The sequence below is a fragment of the Thermoanaerobacter sp. YS13 genome, from assembly GCF_000806225.2.
Taxonomy (GTDB): Bacteria; Bacillota; Thermoanaerobacteria; order Thermoanaerobacterales; family Thermoanaerobacteraceae; genus Thermoanaerobacter; species Thermoanaerobacter uzonensis.
The window spans coordinates 743,158-762,027 of sequence record NZ_JOOI01000002.1; the positions used below are offsets into that span (position 1 = coordinate 743,158).

At 34.6% G+C, this 18,870-nt stretch carries 17 protein-coding genes; 14 read left to right on the forward strand and 3 right to left on the reverse strand.

Annotation, left to right across the window (positions count from 1 at the left end; all coding sequences use genetic code 11):
• Positions 1–3: 3 nt before the first annotated feature.
• The 6 genes from THYS13_RS11405 (at position 4) to ltrA (ending at position 7,450) form a co-directional block, all read left to right on the forward strand.
• A complete protein-coding gene (locus THYS13_RS11405) occupies positions 4–501 on the forward strand; it encodes a Csac_0668 family 2Fe-2S cluster-binding (seleno)protein (protein WP_082990416.1) in 498 nt (165 codons plus the stop codon).
• A gap of 120 nt (positions 502–621) precedes the next feature.
• On the forward strand, positions 622–2,400 hold the full coding sequence (locus THYS13_RS11410) for a glycoside hydrolase family 125 protein (protein ID WP_042834627.1): 1,779 nt from the start codon (positions 622–624) through the stop codon (positions 2,398–2,400).
• Between the two features lie 5 nt (positions 2,401–2,405).
• Positions 2,406–3,197 carry a nitrilase-related carbon-nitrogen hydrolase gene (locus tag THYS13_RS11415; RefSeq protein ID WP_042834628.1) on the forward strand — a complete coding sequence of 264 codons (792 nt, stop codon included), beginning with the start codon at positions 2,406–2,408 and terminating at the stop codon, positions 3,195–3,197.
• Between the two features lie 6 nt (positions 3,198–3,203).
• Positions 3,204–4,277, forward strand: coding sequence for a nitrilase-related carbon-nitrogen hydrolase (locus tag THYS13_RS11420; protein WP_042834629.1), 1,074 nt, complete (start codon positions 3,204–3,206; stop codon positions 4,275–4,277).
• Complete coding sequence (locus THYS13_RS11425; RefSeq protein ID WP_042834630.1) at positions 4,274–5,593, forward strand: MFS transporter; 1,320 nt, start codon at positions 4,274–4,276, stop codon at positions 5,591–5,593. The genes THYS13_RS11420 and THYS13_RS11425 overlap by 4 nt, the downstream gene beginning before the upstream one ends.
• A gap of 444 nt (positions 5,594–6,037) precedes the next feature.
• A complete protein-coding gene (gene ltrA / locus THYS13_RS11430; RefSeq protein ID WP_042833399.1) occupies positions 6,038–7,450 on the forward strand; it encodes a group II intron reverse transcriptase/maturase in 1,413 nt (470 codons plus the stop codon).
• Between the two features lie 63 nt (positions 7,451–7,513).
• On the opposite strand, the gene THYS13_RS11435 is transcribed toward ltrA, so the two are convergent.
• Positions 7,514–7,903 carry a desulfoferrodoxin gene (locus THYS13_RS11435; RefSeq protein WP_042834631.1) on the reverse strand — a complete coding sequence of 130 codons (390 nt, stop codon included), beginning with the start codon at positions 7,901–7,903 and terminating at the stop codon, positions 7,514–7,516.
• 244 nt (positions 7,904–8,147) lie between these two features.
• On the opposite strand from THYS13_RS11435, the gene THYS13_RS11440 reads away from it, so the two are divergent.
• From THYS13_RS11440 to hydF, 4 genes are all read left to right on the forward strand, one after another.
• Positions 8,148–8,750 (forward strand): response regulator transcription factor, encoded by a 603-nt coding sequence (locus tag THYS13_RS11440; protein WP_255356324.1) that lies wholly within the window; start codon positions 8,148–8,150, stop codon positions 8,748–8,750.
• Positions 8,751–10,139: a cell wall metabolism sensor histidine kinase WalK gene (locus tag THYS13_RS11445; RefSeq protein WP_042834633.1), complete on the forward strand. Its 1,389-nt coding sequence runs from the start codon at positions 8,751–8,753 to the stop codon at positions 10,137–10,139. It abuts the gene before it with no gap.
• A 135-nt stretch (positions 10,140–10,274) separates the two neighbouring features.
• Positions 10,275–11,759: an aspartate ammonia-lyase gene (locus THYS13_RS11450; RefSeq protein ID WP_235603368.1), complete on the forward strand. Its 1,485-nt coding sequence runs from the start codon at positions 10,275–10,277 to the stop codon at positions 11,757–11,759.
• Positions 11,695–12,921 (forward strand): [FeFe] hydrogenase H-cluster maturation GTPase HydF, encoded by a 1,227-nt coding sequence (gene hydF, locus THYS13_RS11455; RefSeq protein ID WP_042834634.1) that lies wholly within the window; start codon positions 11,695–11,697, stop codon positions 12,919–12,921. Before THYS13_RS11450 ends, hydF begins: the two co-directional genes overlap by 65 nt.
• Before the next feature lie 10 nt (positions 12,922–12,931).
• Here hydF and THYS13_RS11460 read toward each other — a convergent pair whose 3' ends face one another.
• A complete protein-coding gene (locus tag THYS13_RS11460) occupies positions 12,932–14,170 on the reverse strand; it encodes an MFS transporter (protein ID WP_042834635.1) in 1,239 nt (412 codons plus the stop codon).
• Positions 14,171–14,182: 12 nt separating this feature from the next.
• Positions 14,183–15,499 (reverse strand): tetratricopeptide repeat protein, encoded by a 1,317-nt coding sequence (locus tag THYS13_RS11465; RefSeq protein ID WP_042834636.1) that lies wholly within the window; start codon positions 15,497–15,499, stop codon positions 14,183–14,185.
• A gap of 152 nt (positions 15,500–15,651) precedes the next feature.
• On the opposite strand from THYS13_RS11465, the gene mazG reads away from it, so the two are divergent.
• From mazG to THYS13_RS11485, 4 genes are all read left to right on the forward strand, one after another.
• Positions 15,652–17,139, forward strand: coding sequence for a nucleoside triphosphate pyrophosphohydrolase (gene mazG, locus THYS13_RS11470; RefSeq protein ID WP_042834637.1), 1,488 nt, complete (start codon positions 15,652–15,654; stop codon positions 17,137–17,139).
• A gap of 82 nt (positions 17,140–17,221) precedes the next feature.
• Positions 17,222–17,497 carry an HU family DNA-binding protein gene (locus tag THYS13_RS11475; protein WP_003869740.1) on the forward strand — a complete coding sequence of 92 codons (276 nt, stop codon included), beginning with the start codon at positions 17,222–17,224 and terminating at the stop codon, positions 17,495–17,497.
• A 55-nt stretch (positions 17,498–17,552) separates the two neighbouring features.
• The gene (locus tag THYS13_RS11480; protein ID WP_042834639.1) at positions 17,553–17,798 is read left to right on the forward strand and encodes an RNA-binding S4 domain-containing protein; all 246 of its coding nucleotides are present in this window, start codon (positions 17,553–17,555) and stop codon (positions 17,796–17,798) included.
• Positions 17,799–17,853: 55 nt separating this feature from the next.
• Positions 17,854–18,834 (forward strand): SpoIID/LytB domain-containing protein, encoded by a 981-nt coding sequence (locus THYS13_RS11485; RefSeq protein ID WP_042834641.1) that lies wholly within the window; start codon positions 17,854–17,856, stop codon positions 18,832–18,834.
• Positions 18,835–18,870 lie beyond the last annotated feature (36 nt).

The window sequence follows — 18,870 nt, forward strand, 5'->3', positions numbered from 1 at the left end:
ATTATGGAGGAAAAGATTTTAAATAAATCCTGTTGTAGAAATAACTTTTCAAAAAATACGCAAATAAATAATCTATGCCCTGTATGTGGCAAAGAAGGAGTTATAGTAAAAAATTTTACAATAAGGCATATTTTAATCGAGGATTTATTAGAGCAAATAGGAGATGAAGACTATTATTTATGCATGAATGAAGACTGCGAAGTTGCGTATTATAATAACAAAAAAGGGATTAGATTTAATAAGCATCAGCTGAGGGTGCCCTTATGGTTTAAGAAAAATGCTAATCCTAAATACGCTTGTTATTGTAGCAAAGTTACAGAAGATGAGATTATAAAAGCAGTAGTAGATTATGGTGCTACCACTATGGAAGAAGTCATAAATCTTACTGGTGCAATGAGTAATTCTGATTGTCAAAAGAAAAATCCTCTAGGCAAGTGCTGTCATAAAATAGTGCAGGATGCCATTGATAAGGGGTTAAATATTCGCAGTAGGTTGGCATAATAGGCGAAAAAGTATTCGCCTATTTTTTATCTTTTTATTTACCTATTTTAGAAAAAATAGTACAATTAAGATGAAAACTTTTTTCAGGATAAAAAGAAAATTAACAGGAGTGGTTAGATTATGAATAAAATTATTACACGGCCAAGTAAAATTGATAAAAATGTGAGAGTACTATATGCTGGAAATCACTATATTAGTTTGCCTGATATAGATATAAATGATGCTTCTATAAAAAGCATTAACATAATTTCTCTTTCAAATAAAGGGCTTGTTGAACTTTCTGGAGAAGAAGCTTTGTTTGAACCCCGTTTTTACAAAAAAGGTGAGGGACTTGAAATAGTGAAAAGTGAGATAGAAGAGATATTTTATTACATTCCTTCTATCAAATTATATCTCTCAGATGGGAGTAGTGTTTTAATAAAAATTTATGCTGATTTAAAGGAAAAAGGCTTTGTCTATGAGTTTGAAGGCTCAGAAGAGATAGAAATACATCTTGTAATTAATCCTGTTAAACTTAGCTTTTTGCGCTTTAATTCTCATGAGATTGATTTTAAAAAGGAGTTTAAAATTGACAAATGGCTTAAAAACCCTGCTTTAAACGTCTATTCTTATAATGTAGCCTTTTCTCTAGCCTTTGGAGCAGAAAAGGAGTTTGACTACAGCGATGAGGGAGAAGGTGTTATCCTTAAGCTAAAACTTAATGGCAAAAACTGCTTTTACGTAGCGGTAAATTCTGATATGGATGGAGCTTCTACCACTTTGATTCATCTCAAAAGAAAAGGTTTTGAAAGGATATACGAGGAAGTTTACAGATGGCTTAAGAAGAAATACATAAAATACTCCCAAGATGAATATCTGGAGAGATTACTTAACAAAAACCTATTTTTCAACTACTTTTTTGCGGTAGGCAAGGACATGGAATCGGATAACTATGTGGCTTTGACATCGAGAAGCCCAAGGTACTATGTCTCAAGTGCTTTTTGGGAAAGAGACAGCTTTCTCTGGTCTTTTCCAGCAATAAAGCTTGTTGACAGAGAATTTCACAATCTTATTGCAAGGGAGATGATTTTAAGGCACAGCAAGAATGCAGGAGACCATGCCCACTACATCGATGGAACTGTGCTGTATCCAGGATTTGAATTGGATGAGGCGGCAAGCTATCTTATTCTCATAGGAACCATGGATATAGATTTGGAGGATATGGAACTGATAAAAGCTCTTGAGAGGGTATACAGCCGAATTGAAAAGGAGTTTGACAGGGAAACGGCGCTATACAAGACGTTTTTGCTGCCTTCTGATGACCCTTCGGATTATCCTTTTGTGACGATAGACAATGTGATATTGTGGAGGGGGTTTATAAACTTAAAGGATTTGTACGTAAAGCTCAACTGGTACAACAAGGCGGAAGCTTTACAGAAAAAGATTGACGGAATTTACAAGGGGATATACAAATACCTTGTCACAGAGATGGATGGAAAGCCTATTTTTGCTTGGTCTACGGATGGAAAAGGAAATTATAGATTTTACAATGACCCGCCAGGGAATCTTGGTCTTATGTATTATTACGGTTTTGTGGATTATCATGATGAGATATTTAAAAATACAATTGAATATTATTATTCACCCAAATACAAGTACTATTTTGAGGGTGCAAAGATAAGAGAGCTTGCCTGCGACCATCATCCTAATACACCCTCAGGCTTGGGTCTTTGTGGAAGCTTATTAAATCCTCTAAAAAGAGAGGAAGCACTTTTGTGGCTTAAAAATGCCAACATGGATTATGGAATTTTGGCAGAAAGCTTTGACAAAAATACAGGTGAGGCAAAAACAGGTGTGGGTTTTGCAACTGGAGCGGGATATCTTGCAATGGCTCTTTATAAAGTGCTTTTTGAGGAGTGAAATAGATGAGAGTGGCGTCTGTTGTTTTAAAAAAAGGAGAGGTAGAAAAGATAACTGGTAAAAAAGAGGTTTTGAATAAAATAGATGAAATTCTCAAGGTTTGTCAAGAGAAAGGAGCATGTGTTGTAGTTTTTCCGGCTCTTACAGGTATGCTTTGGGACTTTGAAGATAAATTTTTAGAAGAAATGAAAAAAATTTCTTTAAAATATAAGGATATTGCCATATGCCCGGGAAGCTTTTTTGAAAAAGATGGAGACAAAACTTACCACTCTTCTTTTCTTTTGTTAAACGGAGAGGTAATACTATTCCAAAGGCAGTTGTACCTTGCAAAGTGGGAAAGAGATATTGGTTTGTCAAGAGGAAGTATACTTAATATAGCTGAAATAAATGGTTTTAAGGTGAGTATAATTTTGTCTACAGATGTTTTTTACCCACAGGTGGCAAGATATGCCGCATTAAAGGGAGTAAATTTGGTTATTTCACCAGTAGCTATAAGGGGAGATGAAAGAAATTACGCAAGGCAAATAGCAGGCTTATGGCAAAACGTTCAACAGAATCTATTTTTTGCAGTAGAAAGCGGTTTTAAAGGAGAATGCAAAGGGTACAGTTTTTATTCGGAATCAGCTATTCATGGGCCTTTGGAGATGACGAGGGATGATGATGGCTTTCTTGCAAAAGAAGATGATTTCCCTGTTATAGTTGTTGAACTTGATGAAAGAGCGAGAAAAGAAGCAATTTCTAAGTTTGACGTTTTGAAACAGCTAAATACTGAATTTTATAAAAGGATTTTTGGGTGATGGATTATGAAAAATGTTTTAGAATTTATTTTTGATAGAAATATGAATGCAAAAAAGATAAATAATTATTTACGCCAGCTTGAAGGAATAAAAGATAAAAAGATTTCTTCAAAAGATAAAGATAATGTGAGAATCTCTTGTGTGGAGAGGCAAATTAAAGTGGTTAAATCTATTGAAGAATATGCAAACTTGTTAAAAGGCTTTGTAGAAGAAGCTGCACAAAGAGAGAGTGATATAGTTGTATTTCCTGAGTACAATTTTTTTGATTTACTTGGTTTAATACCGGCCTTTAGCAGAATAAACGCTTATTTAAATAAAAAGGCACAAAAAGGGGAAAAATTAGAAGATGGAGGAAGTGGGGAGGGATTACTGCGATTTATCTTTCAATCTATATCAAAATCTTCTCAAAGGGCAATTGAAGAGATAATGACAGGCTTTGCTAAAAAGTTTGGAATTTACATTTACACGGGAAGTTATATTATAAACGAAAATGGCAATTTGTATAATGGCGGTGCTTTGGTGTCAAGAGAAGGAAAAATATTAGGAAGGCAAAAGAAGATACATTTAACAGATTTTGAAGAAAAAATTGGACTTAAGCGAGAAAATGAGCTTGAAATTTTTTCATTGGATATAGGAAAAGTTGCTTGTCCTGTCTGCATGGATGCCACTTATTTTGAAACTTTTAAGATAGCTTCCCAAAAAGGTGCGGAAATTGTAATTCTTCCTATAGCGAATATGGAGGAGTATAATTTTTGGAGGGCACTAAGGGGGATATGGCCAAGGGTCCAAGAGTCTTATGTATACGGAGTAAAAGCTTCTTTAAATGGCCGGATAGGAGGGATTCATTTTACGGGGAAAGCAGGAATTTTTGCGCCGATTGATATGACAGATAATAAAGACGGGATTATTGCGATTTCACCTCATTACGAAGGGGATTATCTCGTAACTTCTGATATAAATATTGCAAAACTTTATGAAGCGAGAGAAATGGCGGAATATTATGGGGATGTGAATGAGGAGTTTGAAAGGGATTATTATGGCAAGGTATACAGTAATTTTAAGAGAGGAGATAAAATATGAAACACAACAGGTTTTTTATGCTTTTAATGTATTCTTTAGGATATTTAGGGATATCGGTTTTTACTCAAACGGCGGTAAAGTGGTATCAATATTATTACACTCCTCCACAATTTAACATGCAAGGGCTTAAAATGCTTGTACCAATAAGCCTTATAGGTTTTTCTATGATAGTTGCGAGAATGTTTGACGGCATATCTGATCCAATAGTCGCTTATTATTCTGACAAATTAAATACCAAAATGGGTAGGAGAATACCTTTTGTGCTATTTGGCTCACCTGTTTTGATGATTTCTTTTATAATGATATGGTTTCCTCCTGTTCCTGAGGTGTCGATAATAAACTTTATTTATCTCACTTTTGTATTAAGTTTATTTTTTGTATCTTTTACTGCAGTTGTGGCGCCGTATCTTGCTCTCATACCTGAAATAACTAAAAATGCAAAAGAAAGAATTACACTTACTATGATGCAAGGGATAACTCAGATTATAGGTGTGATGGTAGCAGAAGCAGGGTCAGGAATTTTGATTGGGATTTTTAATTTCAAAATTATGGGAATTATATTAGGAATCTTTGCTTTTATCACTTTAATGCTTACGCCTATTTTTGTAAAAGAAGAAAAAATAGAGGAAGAAAATATACCCACAGTGGGAATGTTTACTTCTATTAAGATGACTTTAACAAATGCAGATTTTATGTATTACCTTACTGCGGCGACAGCTTTATGGTTTGGGATAAATACCTTGACTATTGCTATGCCTTATATAACTGAGGTGCTTTTAAAGACTCCTGCTGAAGAGTCTGGCTTTATGATTGCAGGTGCATTTGTTGTAGCAGTTTTGTTTAGCTTCTTTGTGCCGAAGCTTACACTATTATACGGAAAGAAAAAACTTCTCATGGTGTTTTCTATTATGTTTGCTGGTATTTTAGCCCTTACTGGACTTTTTGGGACCGTTTTTAATAAGACAGTTTCTATAATTATCGTTTTATTAGCTGGTATACCGCTTTCTGTATTTTTTGTAGTGCCTAATGCAATGATTGCTGATATAGCGGAATTGGATGGCATTAAAACAGGGCAGAGAAGAGAAGGCATGTTTTTTGGAGCACAAGGCTTTGTTATAAAGATAGTTATTGGGATTTCTTCTCTTGTAACGCCACTTTTGTTTAAGATTTTTGGGTATAGTGCAGAAAATCCGCTTGGTTTACAGCTTTGTGGGCCTTTAGCTGGAAGTATAATTTTGTTAAGTTTGATTGTTTTTAGCAAATACTCTCTTACCGAAAAAGAGTTAGAAAAGTATAAGCTAGATAGTAAAAAATAAGGGCTTAACGCCCTTATTTTTTACGTGCGCCCGGCATGGGCGATAACTAGGCGGTGAAAGTCCGCTGTGGGCTTGGTAGTGGGAACCACTAGCCAAGAGCAAGGGTGTCCATCGTGAGGTGGAATCTGAAGGAAGCTTAAGGCAAAATCTCGGTCTGATGAACAAGAACCAGATAAGAGGCTGAATTGGGATGGATGAGTTTGCGTAACAAAACGAAGTCCAACACTACCCGAATCCCATACAGTAAATCTGGCAGATATATGAGATGAAAGTTATCGTTCTTACCCGGGGAGGTCTCAAGGATAAGTCGTGGAAGTAAAATCTGAAGTGACAACCCATGCAGTGATGTATGGCTGAACCTTGAGAAGTCAGCAGAGGTCATAGTACTTATCTAGTCATGAATAGATAAGGAAGGACCGAACGTTAGGAGGTTTTGAAAATCTTATGGACTCGAAAGATATGCGAAGACTGCAGACAACTCAACAAAGAGGCTATCCGTTGAATAGAGAAATGGAATTTCAAAAGACAACGGAAGTGCATAGTATATCATCGGCGTCGGAAGATGGAAGAAACGAAGTACAAAGATATACCAGCAAGATGCTTGAAATGATAGTAGAACGAGGAAACATGGAAGCAGCATACAAGCGCGTTGTTGCAAATAAAGGAAGCCATGGAGTCGATGGGATGGAAGTAGATGAACTTCTACCGTATCTCAAAGAAAACTGGTCAACCATAAAACAACAACTGCTGGAAGGGAAATACAAACCACAACCAGTGCGAAGAGTAGAAATTCCCAAACCAGATGGAGGAGTAAGACTACTAGGAATACCTACAGTACTAGACAGACTAATACAACAAGCAATAGCCCAAATACTAAATAAAGTCTACAACCATACATTTTCTGATAGCAGTTATGGATTCAGACCAGGACGCAGTGCAAAAGACGCAATAAAAGCCGCAGAAGCATACATAAATGAAGGATACACATGGGTTGTAGATATGGACTTAGAAAAATTCTTTGACAGAGTAAACCACGACATAATAATGTCCAAACTAGAAAAGCGGATAGGGGACAAAAGAGTACTAAAGTTAATACGAAGATACCTAGAATCAGGAGTAATGATAAACGGAATCAAAGTATCAACAGAAGAAGGGACACCCCAAGGAGGGCCATTAAGTCCCCTATTAGCAAACATAATGTTGGACGAACTAGACAAAGAACTTGAGAAACGAGGGCATAAATTCTGCCGATATGCAGATGACTGCAACATATATGTAAAAAGCAGGTCTGCAGGAAACAGAGTAATGAAGAGCATAAAGAAATTCATAGAAAGCAAATTAAAACTAAAAGTCAACGAAGCAAAAAGTGCTGTAGATAGACCATGGAGAAGAAAATTTCTTGGATTTTCATTCTATACAAAAGAAAACGAAGTAAGAATAAGAATCCATGAAAAATCCATCAAAAGGTTTAAGGGAAAAGTAAGAGAAATAACCAATCGGAACAAGGGAATAAGCATGGAAAACAGAATAAAAAGACTAAATCAAATAACAACAGGATGGGTCAACTATTTTGGATTAGCAGACGCGAAAAGCATAATGAAAACCTTTGACGAATGGATAAGGCGAAGACTGAGGGCATGTATATGGAAACAATGGAAGAAGATAAAAACGAAGCATGATAACTTAGTAAAACTAGGAGTAGAAGAACAAAAAGCCTGGGAATACGCCAATACAAGGAAAGGCTACTGGAGAATATCCAATAGCCCAATCCTAAATAAGACTCTTACAAATAAATACTTTGAGAGCATAGGTTATAAGAGTTTATCCCAAAGATATCTAATTGTACACAATTCCTAATGAACCGCCGTATACCGAACGGTACGTACGGTGGTGTGAGAGGACGCTGAATAAAATAATTATTCAGCTCCTACTCGATTCAGACTTCCACAGTCCGTGCAAATTGCAGTAGGACCACGCTTTTAACTCTTTAGCATCTGTTACAAAAACTGCTTCAGGTTTTTCACCTGGTTTTAATACTTTTCTCATATATACACCATCAGCTAAAAGAGAGATCCATTCAATCCAATGCTTTTCCTCCATTGGATGAGGAACACTTCCCACTTTTACGGTTACAATATTGCCATTTCTTTCAATAACCGGTGTGTGTTTTTCGGTACCTGCATCTCCTGTTTTTTCTTGCATTTTAACCATTGGCTCACCACAGCATACCAATGTCCCTTGACCAGCATGAAGAACTTCTACAATATTTCCGCATTTTTCGCATTTATAAACGCCATATAAATCAGCCATTGTCAATTCCTCCTTTAAATTTGTAAAACTTTACAATTATAACTAATTTGCTTTGGATAATATATCTTAATAGAAATATATTATCCTTTTATATTTATAATACATTAAAATTTTTTGGATTTCAAGTAGGAAAAGAAATTTTTTAGTATGCAAATGGAAATATCGTAAAAACGAAAATATATTTGTTAATTTTTATGAAAGTATGGTAATATAATGGTGGGGAGGTGTGTAGGATGCACAAAATATTAGTAGTTGTAGGAAAGCTCTTGATTTAATTGAAAGTGAAAAATTTTCTGTTATAATACTGGATATAATGCTTCCTGATATAAGCGGCTTTGAAGTTTTAAGGGAGATAAAAGCGATGAAGATAAATACTCCTGTTATTGTCCTCACGGCTAAAAGCCAGGATGTGGAGAAAATATTAGGTTTAGAGTTAGGAGCAGATGATTATATCACTAAGCCTTTTAATCCAAGAGAACTTGTGGCAAGAGTAAAAGCGATTATAAGGAGAGTTTATGAGTTTAATGCGATTATGCAAAGTACTGGTAGCATAGAATTTGGAGAGGTAAAATTGGATTTAAGCCAAAATAAAGTCTTTGTGAAGGGAAAAGAAGTGTCTCTGACTCCAAGAGAATTTCAACTTTTAAAGATATTAATGACAAATAGAGAGAGAGTGGTAAAAAGAGAAGAACTTATTGGTTTTATATGGGGAGAATCTTTTATAGGGGATACAAAAACACTGGACGTTCACATTAGAAGGCTAAGAGAAAAAATTGAAACTAATCCCGACCAACCAAAATACATACATACTCAATGGGGAATTGGGTATTATTTTGGAGGAAGTTAAATGAGTATAAGATTTAAACTTACAGTTTCTTATATTTTGTTGGTTACAATGATAATAATTTTTTTTGGAGTTATATCTACTTTAACACTTGAAAAATACTATATTAACAACATAATTGAAATACTTACTTCACAGGGCAATTCCTTTTCTCGTGTAATTGATAGTTACATTGATGCAGATATATACGCGATAGGCCAAGATGTGGTTAAAAAGCTTGCAGCAGATACCAATGCACAAGTTCAGCTTTTAAATATGAAAGGCATGCTTTTAGGGGACTCTTCTGTCTCTTCTACTCCTATTCCTGTTAAGATACTTACTCCAGATGTCATACAAGCTATTTCAGGAGAAAATGGAGTTTATATAGAAGACCTCCACAATGAAAAAGTTCTCCACGTGTCAGTGCCAATAAAAAATAAAATAAATTATATAGCAGTATTGAGGCTTTCTTCTTCCTTAGAGGAAGTTTACAATGTAATAAAAAAGTTAGTGTTATTTTTTGGGGTAGTATTAACAGCCTCTTCTTTAGTTGCATTGGTGATAGGTTTTTTTATAGCAAACAGACTTACAAAGCCTCTGGAGATGGTTAAAAAGGCGACTCAGGAGATGGCAAGAGGCAATTTTAAAATCAGGGCTCAAAAGATTTCAAATGACGAAATAGGAATATTGGCAGATTCTTTTAATAAAATGGCAGAAGAATTAGGGCAGTTGGAAGAGATGAAAAACGAGTTTATAAGCAATATCTCTCACGAATTAAAGACTCCGCTTACCTCTATAAAAGGATTTGCAGTAACTGCTATGGACGTATTTGAAGAAAATCGTGAGTTATATGAGTATTTAAATATTATTGATGGGGAAGCAGATAGGCTTTCTCACTTAGTAGATGAGCTTTTGGATTTTTCCAAGATGGAGCTTGGTAAGATAAAATTGACTTTTGATGAGATAGATATTAGTTGCTTAATTCGTGAAACAGTTGCTGTGCTAAAACCTATTGCAGAAAATAATGGTGTCAACTTAATATGTGAAAAAAATAACGATAATCTTGTAGTCTATGGAGATAAAAATAGGCTGAAACAGGTGTTAGTGAATCTTATTGATAATGCTATAAAAGTTTGTGAGAGTGGTAAAAGTGTAAAAGTTGTTCTTGAAGCGAAAGAGAGAGCAATAATAAAAGTGGAAGATGAAGGTCATGGCATTTCAGAGAGTGAAATGAAACACATTTTTGATAAATTTTATAGAGGCAAAAACAGCAGATACAGTGGTACAGGATTGGGACTTGCCATAGCAAAGAAAATAATTGAAGAACATGGTGGAACTATAACAGTTGAAAGCGAAGAAAACAAAGGTACTGTGTTTACAGTAACTTTGCCTATTAAATATCGGTCCGTGTAAAATTTCAGTAGGTAATGTCAGCATATTATTTCTACTAATTTTTGACACACACTAAATATCGATAAATTATTGACAATCTGACTGTTTTGTATTATTGATTATATTGATGATGATTATAATGTGGAGGCAAATTTTATGAAATATAGAATTGAGCATGACTTGCTGGGAAAAAAAGAAGTGCCCATTGATGCTTATTATGGTATACATACACTGAGAGCTTTTGAAAATTTTCATATATCAGGGCAAAAAATCCACAGGGAACTTATTATATCACTTGCGATGGTCAAAAAGGCTGCAGCGATTGCAAATGTGAAAATTGGCTTGCTTGATGAAAAAAAAGCGAAGGCAATAATTTTAGCTTGTGATGAGATAATATCAGGTAAATACCATGATCAATTTATTGTTGATGCTCTCCAGGGAGGTGCAGGTACTTCTTCCAATATGAATGCTAACGAAGTTATTGCAAATAGGGCAATCGAACTACTGGGGGGTAGTAAGGGAGACTATTCTATTGTACATCCACTGGAACATGTAAACTTGAGCCAATCTACAAATGATGTTTTCCCGACAGCGGTGAGAATTGCGGCAATACGTCTTTTAAAGCCTTTGAGTGAGGATTTAGCTGAGCTTCAAAGTGTGCTCCAAGAAAAAGAAGAAGAGTTTTCTGATGTATGTAAAATGGGACGAACCGAGTTACAGGATGCTCTTCCTGTTATGCTTGGACAGGAATTTGGTGCATATGCGCAAGCAGTTGCGAGGGATAGATGGAGGATATATAAGGTTGAAGAAAGATTGAGGCAGGTCAACATTGGCGGTACTGCTGTTGGGACGGGTGTAAATGCCGAGCTAAAATATATATTCTCAGTTATAGAAATATTGAGAGAAATAACGGGACTTGGACTTGCAAGGGCGGAATATATGATGGACCCTACCCAGAATAACGATGTTTTTGTTGAGGTATCTGGGCTTTTAAAAGCGGCAGCCACAAACCTTATAAAAATATCAAATGATATAAGGCTTATGTCGTCGGGTCCTAAGTGTGGACTCATGGAGATTAATATACCAGAAGTACAGGCAGGTTCATCGATTATGCCTGGTAAAGTGAATCCTGTCATACCTGAGGCTGTAAAGCAGGCAGCGTTTCAAGTTATAGCATGTGACCATGCAATAACTTTATGTGCCCAAGCAGGTGAGTTTGAGCTTAATTTTACATTGCCTCAGATTGCATATAATCTTTTTATGCAGATAGACCTATTAAGAAACGCTATAAGAATATTTATAGATAAATGTATTAAAGGAATAACTGCAAATAAAGATTATTTAAGAGAAACTGTTGAGAAAAGTTATTCATATGCAACTGCGTTAGTTCCTTACCTTGGGTATGAAAAGGCAACGGAAATTGCAAAAATGGCTAAAGAGAAAAGAAAAACCATTAGGGAGGTTGTGATAGAAACAGGACTCTTTACAGAGGAGGAACTTGATATAATATTTAACCCTTATGAAATGACGAAACCAGGAATACCAGGAAAAAGGAAATTGAAAGGAGAAAATAATTATGAACACGACTCCAACTTCTTCCAGGCTCCACATAGCTATTTTTGGCAGAAGAAATGCAGGTAAATCAAGCCTTATAAATGCTCTCACAAACCAGGAAGTGGCTCTTGTATCTGATGTTGCAGGTACTACTACTGATCCCGTGTCGAAGGCAATGGAAATACTTCCGATAGGACCAGTTGTAATCATCGATACTGCTGGACTTGATGATACAGGAGAGTTAGGGGAACTTAGGGTAAAAAAAACCTATGAAGTTTTAAATAGAACAGACCTTGCAATTCTTGTTATAGATGGCACTATAGGACTTTCAGAGTTTGAAGAAAATATTCTAAAGGTCATTAGAGATAAAAATATTCCAGTTGTAGGGGTAATAAATAAAAAGGATTTATCACAATATTCTGAAGAAGATAAAAGAAAATGGGAAGAAAAATTAAAACTAGAACTTATTGAAGTTTCTGCCTTAAAAAAACATGGAATTGAAGCTCTAAAAATGATATTAATAAAAAAAGCACCATATGACGACATGGAACTTTCAATTGTAGGCGATCTCATAAAACCTGGAGACTTTGTAGTTCTTGTTGTTCCTATAGATAAGGCTGCTCCAAAAGGAAGACTTATACTTCCGCAGCAACAAACAATAAGAGATATTCTTGACAATGATGCGATGGCTATTGTTACAAAAGAGTATGAGCTAAAAGAGACACTTCAAAATATAGGGAAAAAGCCGTCATTAGTTATTACAGATTCTCAGGCTTTTTTGAAAGTTAGCGCTGATACGCCAAAAGATATACCGCTTACATCTTTTTCTATTCTTTTTGCACGATATAAAGGTGATTTGGAGGAACTTATAAGAGGTGTAAAAGCAATAAAAAAATTAAAACCTGGTGATAAAGTTCTCATTGCTGAAGGATGTACGCATCACAGGCAGTCGGATGATATAGGAAAGGTAAAAATACCCAGATGGATACGCCAGATTGTTGGAGGAGACATACAATTTGACTGGTCGAGCGGCATAACTTTTCCAGACAATCTCGAAGAATACAGCTTGATTGTACATTGTGGCGCATGCATGCTGAATAGAAGAGAAATGATGTATAGAATTTCATATGCAAAAAGCAAAAACGTTCCAATAGTAAACTATGGAGTATTAATAGCTTATGTTCAAGGTTTAATGCCGAGAGCTATAGAGATGTTTCCACTGGCAAAGATGATTTATGAAGAAGAATAGAATGGGACAATTATACCTTTGTCCCATAAACTTTTTTATATTGAAACACTAAAACATAAAGTGTATACGAAAGGGCTATTATTCCACTTACTATAAAAGTTATGTGAGAGCCAAATTTTTGAGATAATGTACCAGCATACAGTGAGCCTATAGGAGTTACCCCACCAAAAACCAAAGAATAAACGCTCATCACTCTTCCTCTGAATTCATCTGCTGAATTAATTTGTATTGTGGTGTTGGCGGAAGAACTAAAGGTTATCATAGACCAGCCTGATAGAGCTAGAAGAAAAGCTGTTAATAAGTAACTACTTTGTATGCCTATGAATATTTGAAAGATTCCAAGTCCAATGCTTCCACCAAATAAATAAACAGGCTTTACTCCTCTTCTACTTACCGAAGCTAGTGTCAATGCTCCTATCAGGGCTCCTGTTCCCATTGCTGACATTAGTAAGCCATAATCTGTCGCTTCTCTGTGAAGAACATCTTTGGTAAAAACAGGTACTAATACATTAAAGTTCATAGAGAAAGTACTCAAAATGGCAATCATGAGTATTATGGTGAGTATAACAGGGGTGTTTTTTATGTATATTAACCCGTCTCTTAAGTCATCAAAGATCTTTGTTTTGACGTCATTAGTTTTTGGCGTTATACCTTCTACTGTAATTAATATAAGTCCTATTATTACAGCAATAAAGCTTGCAGAATTCAAATAAAAACATACGGCATATCCCAATTTGCCAATTAATATTCCTGCAATTCCTGGGCCTATTATCCTTGCTGCGTTAAACACTGCTGAGTTTAGAGCAATTGCATTCATCAAATCTTTTTTTCCTACTAAGTCAATGATAAAAGATTGCCTTGCTGGCATGTCTATCGTGTTTAAAAAACCATTAAACAAAGCCAAAGCTAATATTTCCCAATAATTTATTATTTTTAGGGCAGTCAAAGTTGCGAGGATAAAGGCGGAAATTGCAAAACTTGTTTGTGTAAATAAAATCAGTTTTCTCTTTGGAAATCTGTCTATTACAACCCCTGCAAATAATGAAAAGAGCATCACAGGCAAAAATTGAACAGCACTTACAAGACCCAATAAAAAAGAGGAGTTTGTCAGTTTAAGAACTAACCAACCTTGACCTATGTTTTGCATCCACGTGCCTATAAGAGAAATCATTTGCCCAAACCAGAATAACCTGAAATTTCTGTGTTTGAGAGAAGGAAAAGAATATTCTAATTTTTCTGTTATATTCATTGTTATTTCTCCTCATGCCAAATTTTCATACAATAGTTCTATAGATTGATTGAAATATATTTTGGCTTTTTCAGGATTATTTAGGGCAATGTACAAATTTCCCAACCCTTTATAGGCTTCAGACAAGTCTTTCTTAAGGCCAAGGTTTTTGAGTATTTCCACAGATTTTAAAAGTTCCCTTTCACTTATTTCAAATTGACCTTGCTTTAGATGTAAATTGCCAAGAATTGTATAAATTCTTCCCATTTCTTCTTCTTCGTTTATCTCTTTTACAATTTCTAGAGATTCATTTAAATACTCAAGAGCTTTTTGGTAATTTTCTTTTAAATAATAAATTCTTCCTATTTCTGTTAGATTATATGCCATTCCTCTTTTATCCTCTAAATCTTTGTATAGTGAATAACTTTTAAAGAAATATTTCTCTGCAATGTCATATTTCTTTAAATCGGTATATACAAAGCCTAAGTAATTATATTCATTAGCAATGTCTTCTTTTAAGTTTAATGTTTTGCTTATCAAAATGGCACGCCTTATATATTTTAAAGCATCTTTGTATTGTTTAAGTTCATGATTTACAAGTCCAAGCCCATTGTTGGAAAGGGCAATAAAGTCTACTGCTTTGATTTGTGTAGAATACTCAAGACATTTTATATAATAATCTCTTGCTTTAATAAATTCTCCCATTTTGCTGTACAAATTTGCTATACTGAAAAGTATGCGGGATTTCAATTCAGCGTTTTTTAAGGAATATTTTTCAAATCCATCTAAAGCTTTCAAATAACTCTCCAAAGAAGATTGAAATTTTTGCAAATTTCCCAAAGATAAGCCTTTCATATAGTAAATTTCTACCATAATCTCATTGAAGAAGTTTTTTTCAAAATAAGAAGATATTTTATCTAGAATTTCAAGGACCTTTGGGTAATCTTTAATAACAAAATAAGATTTAGCTAGATAAAAATTTATCAAATTTGAGGAATATTCATCTATTGCATTATTTAAAATATCAAGGTATAATTTAATAGCTTCTTCATAATTTTTGCTGTCGAATGCCCTTTGTGCCTTTAAAAATTTTTCGAGTATATTTTTGTATTTGGAAAGTTCCTTTTTTAATTCTTCTTTTTCGACATAGTCTTCATCTAAAAAGTACACAACTGGCTTATTTAATTTTTGAGCGATAAAATTTAAAGCTTTTAAGGAAGGACTTATTTTACCTTTTTCTATAAGGCTTATATAGCCTTTGGAAAATTCGTCTCCTGATAAATCTCCTTGTTTTAGGAATTGCCTCTTTCTTTCTTCTCTAATTCTTTTGCCCAATTCCACCATATCCATGTACTACCACTCCTTAATGTGTGTACTAAAATATATTATAATTTAATTTAGTAGCTTTTTCAACGGCTAAGTATAAGATAAATTTAATTATATAAAAATCCAAATAAGTGATATAATATTATTTGTACATTTTAGCTTTTGGGGTGGTTACTGTGAATAAACTATTTATAGTAGGCTTAGGGCCGGGTTCGGCAGATTCCATTACACTGGGTACGATAGAGAAAATGAAAAATGCTGATAAGGTTTTTTTGCGGACGGAAAAACATCCGGTAGTTCCATATCTTAAAACGCAGGGGATTATTTTTGACACTTTTGACAAGATGTATGAAAAAAGTACTAGTTTTGAAGAGGTTTATGAAAATATTGCTCGGGAAATAATAGATATAGCAAAAAAATATCGAAAGGTTGTGTATGCTGTTCCAGGACATCCTTATGTAGCGGAGAAATCCGTGGAATACATATTAAACTTTTGTAACGATTGTGCCGATATATCAATAGAGGTTATACCAGCTATTTCTTTTATTGATGCCATTATAGAGGAATTGAAAATTGATCCTATATATGGCCTCAAAATAATTGATGGTTTGTCTTTGGATGTTCAAAAGCCCGATAAAAGATGTGCTAATATTGTTGTGCAGGTGTATGATAGATTTATAGCTTCAGAAGTGAAATTAAAACTGGCAGAAGTATATGGAGATAGTTATCCTGTGACTGTTATAAAAAATGCAGGAATTCCAGGGAAACAAGTAGTAGAGACAATACCCCTTTATATGATTGACAGGCTCGATTGGATTGATTATCTTACTTCTTTATACATACCTCCTGTACAAACACTCTTTCAAGAAAAGTATGACATATATGACCTTTTAGAGATAATGAGAATTTTAAGAAGTGAAAAGGGATGTCCATGGGATAAAGAGCAGACTCATCGAAGCCTTGAAAAATATTTGGTGGAAGAGAGTTATGAGTTAGTTGATGCGATTGAAAAAGAATCTGAGGATAAGATGGCAGAAGAGTTAGGAGATGTACTTTTTCAAGTTGTATTCCATTCACAAATTGCAAAGGAGAGGGGAACATTCAATTTTGGTGATGTAGTAGATGGCATATGCAAAAAGATGATTTGGAGGCATCCTCACGTTTTTGGAAGAGAAGAATTAACAACTTCTAAAGCCGTATTAGAAAAATGGGATGAGTTAAAAAAAGAGGAGAAAGATTTAAATTCTTATACGGAAGTTTTAAAAGAGGTACCAACGTATATGCCTGCTCTTATCAGAAGCTATAAAGTGCAAGAGAAAGCTGCAAAAGTGGGTTTTGATTGGGATAGGGTTGAGGATGCACTTTCTAAAGTTGATGAAGAATTGGAAGAATTAAAGGAGGTGTATAAAGGGAAAGATAAAGAAAAGATTAGTGAGGAAATTGGAGATTTAATTTTTGCAGTGGTAAATGTAGCTAGATTCTTAGATGTAGAACCAGAAAGTGCAACTCACAACACAGTGGAAAAATTTATAAAGCGATTTGAATACATTGAAAAGGCTGCGGCAAAGAATGGGCATAAATTGGATGAAATGACATTAAATGATATGGATAAGCTGTGGAATGAAGCAAAGATGAATAATTTCAATAAAAAAAATGAAAAATAAGCGTAAATTAGCAGGATTTTTCGATTTTGTGAAGAATAAAATAAATAAGAGTAAAACATATTTAAACTAAGGAGGTATTGTTGTGAATAAGGCAGATCTTGTTGCGAAAATTGCAGAAAAAAGTGAGTTAACAAAAAAGGATGCTGAAAAGGCATTAAATGCTTTCATTGAAGCAGTAGAAGAAGCTTTGAAGAATGGTGACAAAGTTCAATTAGTAGGGTTTGGTACATTTGAAGTAAGAGAAAGAGCTGAAAGAAAAGGTAGAAATCCTCAGACAAGAGAAGAAATAACAATTCCTGCTTCAAAAGCTCCTATTTTCAAAGCAGGGAAAGCATTAAAGGATTTAGTAAATTCTTAAAGAAAATCAGGTCTTTATGACCTGATTTTCTTACTTTTGTCTGGAGGTAAGAAGTATGAGGGTCGACAAGTTTTTGAAAGTTTCAAGGCTTATCAAAAGGCGTACGATTGCAAAAGAGGCCTGTGACAAGGGATTAATTTTTATAAATGGCAAGCAAGCAAAAGCTAGTGATGAAGTAAAAGAACATGATATAATAGAGATAAACTTTGGAAATAAAATTGTCAAAGTAGAGGTTTTAGATGTAAAAGAACATGCTTTAAAAGACGAGGCTTACAAAATGTATAAATTGATGGAAGAATGAATGATTTGTGAAAATCCCTCAAATACTATAAACAAAAGTATAGGAGGGATTTTAATTGTATAGGAACAAACTAAAATTAATTGCGGTGTTAGTAGCTTTGTTATTTGCTATGACTGCTTGCAAGCCGCCTACAAAAAAACCAGAACCTATTAGGAAGCCACGGATGGAACTACCTAAAATACCTGCAAAAATAAATGTAGGTAAAAACAAAGAACCTGTTCTTAAAGTTTATGTTGTGCAAACAGGTAAAATTGAAAATATGCCTTTGGAGAAATATGTTGAAGGTACAGTTGCGGGAGAGATAAAAAATTATTGGCCAATTGAGGCTTTAAAAGCCCAGGCGATTTTAGCTAGGACATATGTTTTAAATTTTGTAAGTACTAAAAAGTCAAAATATCCTGGAGCCGACATATCAACAGATTTTGAGGAGGCTCAGGCCTGGAACCCTTCAAATATAAATTCTAAAATAAAAGAAGCCGTAAAAGATACGCGAGGTGTAGTTGCTGTCTATGACGGAAAATTTATAAATGCATGGTTTCACTCTCATGCAGCAGGACAAACTGCTTTGGCTAAGGAAGGCCTTAATTACAAAGAGCCGGAACCTCCTTATATTGTGAGTGTAAAGTCAAATGATAGTCCTAGTGCACCAGCTAATGTAAAGCATTGGACGGTTATTTTTACCAAAAGTGAAGTGATTGATGCATTTAAGAAAATGGGACTGGGTATAAACGATTTTAAAACTGTGAAAATAGGTACAAAAGGGGCTTCAGGAAGAACTGTAAACTTTCTTTTTGACAAAACATCTGTAAATGCTCCCGATTTTAGAATGGCGATTGGAAGTGAAAGGCTAAAGTCCACTATGATAGATGAAGTTTCTTACGATGGAAGTAAATTGGTGATAAAAGGAAGAGGGTTTGGGCATGGCGTAGGAATGTCTCAATGGGGAGCATATCAGATGGCTAAAGAGGGGAAAAAGGCAAAAGATATACTAAACTATTATTTTAAAGGTATAAATATAGTAAAAATTTGGGATTAAAATCCTCCAAAAGGAGGATTTTTTTGTTCTAAAAAA

Coding starts and splice junctions, on each gene's coding strand:
- THYS13_RS11415 (WP_042834628.1), top strand. CDS start 2,406: ATGAGAGTGGCGTCTGTTGTTTTAAAAAAAGGAGAGGTAGAAAAGATA.
- THYS13_RS11465 (WP_042834636.1), bottom strand. CDS start 15,499: ATGGATATGGTGGAATTGGGCAAAAGAATTAGAGAAGAAAGAAAGAGG.
- THYS13_RS11425 (WP_042834630.1), top strand. CDS start 4,274: ATGAAACACAACAGGTTTTTTATGCTTTTAATGTATTCTTTAGGATAT.
- THYS13_RS11410 (WP_042834627.1), top strand. CDS start 622: ATGAATAAAATTATTACACGGCCAAGTAAAATTGATAAAAATGTGAGA.
- THYS13_RS11405 (WP_082990416.1), top strand. CDS start 4: ATGGAGGAAAAGATTTTAAATAAATCCTGTTGTAGAAATAACTTTTCA.
- THYS13_RS11445 (WP_042834633.1), top strand. CDS start 8,751: ATGAGTATAAGATTTAAACTTACAGTTTCTTATATTTTGTTGGTTACA.
- THYS13_RS11480 (WP_042834639.1), top strand. CDS start 17,553: ATGAGGGTCGACAAGTTTTTGAAAGTTTCAAGGCTTATCAAAAGGCGT.
- THYS13_RS11450 (WP_235603368.1), top strand. CDS start 10,275: ATGAAATATAGAATTGAGCATGACTTGCTGGGAAAAAAAGAAGTGCCC.
- ltrA (WP_042833399.1), top strand. CDS start 6,038: ATGGACTCGAAAGATATGCGAAGACTGCAGACAACTCAACAAAGAGGC.
- THYS13_RS11420 (WP_042834629.1), top strand. CDS start 3,204: ATGAAAAATGTTTTAGAATTTATTTTTGATAGAAATATGAATGCAAAA.
- THYS13_RS11460 (WP_042834635.1), bottom strand. CDS start 14,170: ATGAATATAACAGAAAAATTAGAATATTCTTTTCCTTCTCTCAAACAC.
- THYS13_RS11435 (WP_042834631.1), bottom strand. CDS start 7,903: ATGGCTGATTTATATGGCGTTTATAAATGCGAAAAATGCGGAAATATT.
- hydF (WP_042834634.1), top strand. CDS start 11,695: ATGAACACGACTCCAACTTCTTCCAGGCTCCACATAGCTATTTTTGGC.